This window comes from Westiellopsis prolifica IICB1 (assembly GCF_004323185.1).
Lineage (GTDB): Bacteria > Cyanobacteriota > Cyanobacteriia > Cyanobacteriales > Nostocaceae > Pelatocladus > Pelatocladus prolificus_A.
Genome location: NZ_NAPS01000002.1, coordinates 1135819 through 1140838, shown reverse-complemented (window position 1 = coordinate 1140838; position 5020 = coordinate 1135819). Strand labels below are relative to the sequence as shown.

General features: G+C 38.7%; 3 protein-coding genes. 2 read left to right on the top strand and 1 reads right to left on the bottom strand.

The features are described from left to right. On the top strand, positions 1 to 478 hold a 478-nt coding region (locus B4U84_RS19205), incomplete at its 5' end, for a DALR anticodon-binding domain-containing protein (protein WP_242677665.1). 285 nt (positions 479 to 763) lie between these two features. Here the strand turns inward: B4U84_RS19205 and B4U84_RS19200 are convergent. Then, entirely contained in the window at positions 764 to 1642 is an 879-nt protein-coding gene (locus B4U84_RS19200) for a Cof-type HAD-IIB family hydrolase (RefSeq protein WP_131120119.1), read from the bottom strand. 124 nt (positions 1643 to 1766) lie between these two features. Between B4U84_RS19200 and polA the strand changes: the two genes are divergently transcribed. Further along, positions 1767 to 4721: a DNA polymerase I gene (polA, locus tag B4U84_RS19195; protein ID WP_131120117.1), complete on the top strand. Its 2955-nt coding sequence runs from the start codon at positions 1767 to 1769 to the stop codon at positions 4719 to 4721. The last annotated feature ends 299 nt before the right edge of the window (positions 4722 to 5020 follow it).

Here is a 5020-nt window from a genome sequence, read left to right as displayed (position 1 = left end):
CATGCCCCATGCCCCATACCCCATGCCCAATGCCCCATGCCCCATGCCCAATGCCCAATGCCCCATGCCCCATGCCCTATTCCCAGTTCAATATGCCCATGTGCGCTGTTGCTCGCTGCTGCGCTTGGGTGAGCAAGAGGGATTAATTACTTCTGAGGAGGCTATACCTTGGCTTAACAATCGGCAAGAACTGCGTTTTTATCACCCAACTGAACTTTGCTTGATCAGCGAATTAGTAAAAGTAGTTGACGAATTGGAGTGGTCTGACTCTAGTGCTTCGATGAAATGGGAAAAAGTTGGACTTGCTTTAAGTCAAGCGTTTGAAAACTTCTGGTGCGACTGTCGGATTTGGGGTGAAGTCAAAGCCCACTCACCAGAACTCGCCCAAGCTAGACTAGGTCTAGTTTTAGCCACTCAATCGGTTTTAAGACGATTGCTGGAAGAAAAGCTTAATACTTTTGCTCTTTGGGAATTATGAATTGATGTTGTTTGCAAGTAGAAATCAACTAACACAAACATCAAACAACAGATAAAAATGAAAGAATTCAAAACTTTTGTAACAAGTATTGACTGGTTTAATAACCTAAGATATATTAGCTGGTGTGTGAGGAGCGAACCAGCAAGGGTGCCGAGACGAAACACGGCCAGTCGTCGGCGCCCTTTCTGATTTTTTAGTATTTTGTTAATAGAAAATAATTTGTAGAGACGTGCCATGGCACGTCTTTATAGTAGTTAGGTTGTTCCAAACAACAACCAACAGCTACTACGATAGCAAAAACTTTTCTATTGCCACTGCTACCCCATCTTGGTCAATAGTGGGGGCTATCCAACTAGCGATCGCCTGGATTTGGGGTGGTGCATTGCCCATCGCCACACTAATACCAGCATACTCTAGCATTTCTAAATCATTAAAGTTATCGCCAATAGTCATGACGTTACTAGGTTGTAATCCTAGCAATTCTTCAGCCAGGTAACGCACTGCCATACCTTTATTCGCAAAAGGATGGGTCGCTTCAAAAAATGTAGCAACGGATTTTGTCAAATATAATTCCGCAGGCGTATATTGAAGGCGTAAAGAACCTAGTAAATTATCAATAATATCTTTATCATCGCACAAAGCCAGAACTTTTGTTGGTTCATGATCGGTTAAAACTTGGCGTAAGTCACCGACTGCAATGGGCGCAATCGCAGAACGTTCTGAATAAAGTTGAGTTTCGGTTGTGATTTCGCGGACGTAAAGTTGATCGTTGACGTAAAAATGAACAGATAAAAGCGATCGCAATTCTGGTTGTTCAAAATAGTCTAATAGCCGATGAGCCATTTGCCTAGAAACAGGTAGATGTTGGTGCATTTGTAGAGAGCTTGGATCTTGTATCCAGGCTCCTTGGTAAGCTACTAAAGGCATAGTAGAACCAATATCTTGATGGAAGCGTAAAGCAGAACGGAACATTCTACCAGTAGCGATCGCGACTTGAATTCCTTTTGCTTTTGCCGCAGTGATTGCTTCTTTGACGGGTTCATTGATATTGTTAGATTCGCCGGCGATAGTTCCATCTATATCTAGAACCAGCAGTTTAATTTCTTTTGTAGCCATACCCTCAACAGCAGCTGATTCTATTTGAGTAGCAGATGCTTTGTGCATAAATTTGATGATCAATATACTTTGAAGTCCCAGTTAGAGGTTATCAGTCTCTAGTTAAGAAATCATCTAAAATCCTCCTACTGGTCAGATAAAGCAATCAAAGCTGCTGGTTAAAATAAATTCTATGTCCCAAACAACACCCTCCAATTCAACCGCAACACGTCCCACCTTCATTTTGATAGATGGACACTCCTTAGCATTTCGTTCCTACTTTGCTTTCGCTAAAGGAAGAGACGGTGGACTGCGAACCAAAACCGGAATTCCTACCAGTGTATGTTTTGGTTTTTTAAAGTGTCTCTTAGAAGTAATGACAATGCAACAGCCACAAGCAATTGCAGTGGCTTTTGATTTAGGCTTGCCAACTTTCCGCCACGAAGCGGATGATACTTATAAAGCAGATCGCCCAGGTACACCGGAAGATTTTGTCCCTGATCTGAAAAACCTACATGAATTGCTGGATGGATTCAATCTGAAAATTCTGACTGCTCCCGGTTACGAAGCAGATGATGTACTGGGAACCTTAGCACAAAAAGCAACTACTGCTGGGTATAAAGTCAAGATTCTCACAGGCGATCGCGACTTATTTCAACTCATCGATCCTGAAAAAGAAATTAGTGTTTTGTATTTTAGTCCTGATGCATTGAAGCGTTCTACATCTACAAACAGTATCAGCGAATTTGGATCCGAAGAAGTTAAACAAAAACTAGGAATTTTGCCATCACAAGTAATTGATTATAAAGCTCTTTGTGGTGATAAATCAGATAATATTCCTGGTGTTAAGGGAATAGGTGAAAAAACAGCAGTTCAATTGCTAAATACCTACGGTTCCCTTGAGCAAATTTATGCTTCTTTGAGTGACATTAAAGGCGCAACTCAGAAAAAATTAGAATCTGGTAAAGAAGACGCCGAAAAATCTCGATTCTTAGCTGCGATCGTTCTTGATGTTCCCCTGGAAATTAATTTAGAAGATTGTAGATTAAAAGGTTTTGATAGTAATGTTCTGACACCTATTTTAGAAAACTTAGAATTTAAATATTTTTTAGGCAAAATTCACCAACTCCAGCAAAAGTTCGGTGGTACTGTTACAGAAACATCAGATATGGAAACAGCACCAATAGAAGATAGAGACGCGAAATTTCCCGTCTCTACAGATGATGAAGATTTGTGGTTTTTCAGTGCTGCGGAAACAGAACAAGTTCAACAACAACAAAATAACTCAATAATTAAACCGCGCATCATTGATTCAGAAGCAAAGCTAACTGAGTTAGTGAAGTTATTACAAAAATTTACTAACTCAAATTTACCCATAGCTTGGGACACTGAAACTAATAATCTAGAACCACGAGATGCAGAATTAGTAGGAATTGGTTGTTGTTGGGGAACCAACTTAGATGAAGTAGCTTATATTCCTCTAAATCATCAAACCGGAGAAAATTTAAATAAAGAAATTGCACTACAAGCTTTACGCCCAATTTTAGAAAGTGCCAATTATCCCAAAACTTTTCAAAATGCTAAATTTGACCGCTTAGTTTTCAAGTGTCAAGGAATTAATTTAGCTGGGGTAGTATTTGACCCTATGCTGGCTAGTTATGTCCTCAATCCTGATGATAGCCATAATTTGAGTGACTTGGCTCAAAAACATTTAGGGTTAATGATAAAAAATTATTTAGATGTGGTTCCCAAAGGTAAAACCATTGCTGATATTGATATTAAGAAGATAGCCGATTACTGTGGTTTACAAGTTTGGGCGACATTCCAATTAGTACCAAAATTGCGTGCAGAACTGGAGAAAATTCCAGCTTTGCATCAGCTATTAATAGATGTAGAACAACCATTGGAACCTGTTTTAGCAGATATGGAATACAATGGTTTTCACATTAATACAGCTTATTTAAACGAACTTTCACAACAATTAGAAACAGACTTAGCAAAACTGGAACAACAAGCTTATGAAATAGCCAAAGAAAAATTTAATTTGGGTTCTCCCAAACAATTGAGTCAAATATTGTTTGAAAAATTAGGGTTAAGTACTAAACATTCTCGCAAAATTCAAACAGGATATTCCACAGACGCAGCTACCCTAGAAAGATTACGAGAGGTAGACACTACAGGTATTATTGATGCCATTATTGAATATCGAACTCTGGCAAAATTAAAGTCTACTTATGTGGATGCTTTACCAGCATTGGTACGTGCAGATACAAAGCGAGTCCATACCGATTTTAATCAAACAGCAACATCAACAGGTAGATTATCTTCTTCTAATCCTAATTTACAAAATATTCCGATTCGGACTGCTTTTAGTCGCCAAATTCGCAAGGCGTTTCTACCAGAATCTGGTTGGTTAATGGTTGCTGCTGATTACTCCCAAATAGAGTTAAGAATTCTGACTCATTTGAGTCAAGAGCCAGTACTAGTAGAAGCTTATCAAAATAACGAAGATATTCATACTGTTACCGCGAGACTGATGTTTGAAAAAGAAGATATTACATCAGATGAAAGAAGGGTAGCAAAAACTATAAATTTTGGCGTAATTTATGGTATGGGTTCGCTGAAGTTTTCCCGTTCGACAGGTGTAGATAGAAACCTTGCTAACGAATTTATCAAGCGATTTAGCAAACGTTATCCGAAAGTTTTTGAATATTTAGAAGGATTAAAAAAACAAGCGATCGCTCAAGGTTATGTAGAAACAATTCTTGGTAGACGTCGTTATTTTCAGTTTACCACCAATACCCTACGTCAATTAAAAGGCAGCAACCCCCAAGAGATTGATTTAGGTAAACTAAAAAATTTAGGTAATTACGATACTGGTTTATTACGTTCTGCTGCTAACGCTCCAATTCAAGGATCTAGCGCTGATATCATCAAAATTGCGATGGTGAAGCTGCATGAAATTTTGCAAAATTACCAAGCACGACTATTATTGCAAGTTCACGATGAATTAGTATTTGAGATTCCTCCACAAGAATGGGAAGAATTACAAATCCAAATTAAGTCAACGATGGAAAATGCTGTACAGTTAAGTGTTCCTTTGGTAGTAGATGTACGCGCTGGTGATAATTGGATGGAAACGAAGTGATCGGGGATTGGGGATTGGGGAAGGTGGGGCCCCCTCTGGGGATTGGGGATTGGGGATTGGGGATTGGGGATTGGGGATAAGACAAGGGAGACACGGGAGAATTATTTAACAAGTCTCTTCCCAATGACAAATGACCATTGTACAGACGCGATTCATCGCGTCTCTAGACCAATGCCCAACAATCTTAAAAGTGAATTTAGTTTATTTCTGTAATTTTTAATGATAGTTTTAATTTTTTGTGCAAAAATGCTTAAAAATGAAATTATATAATATTTCTATATTTTTAATGTTCATAAAAT

What these genes read in the sequence shown, in the direction of transcription:
- polA (WP_131120117.1), top strand. Translation starts at nt 1,767, where the DNA reads ATGTCCCAAACAACACCCTCCAATTCAACCGCAACACGTCCCACCTTC.
- B4U84_RS19200 (WP_131120119.1), bottom strand. Translation starts at nt 1,642, where the DNA reads ATGCACAAAGCATCTGCTACTCAAATAGAATCAGCTGCTGTTGAGGGT.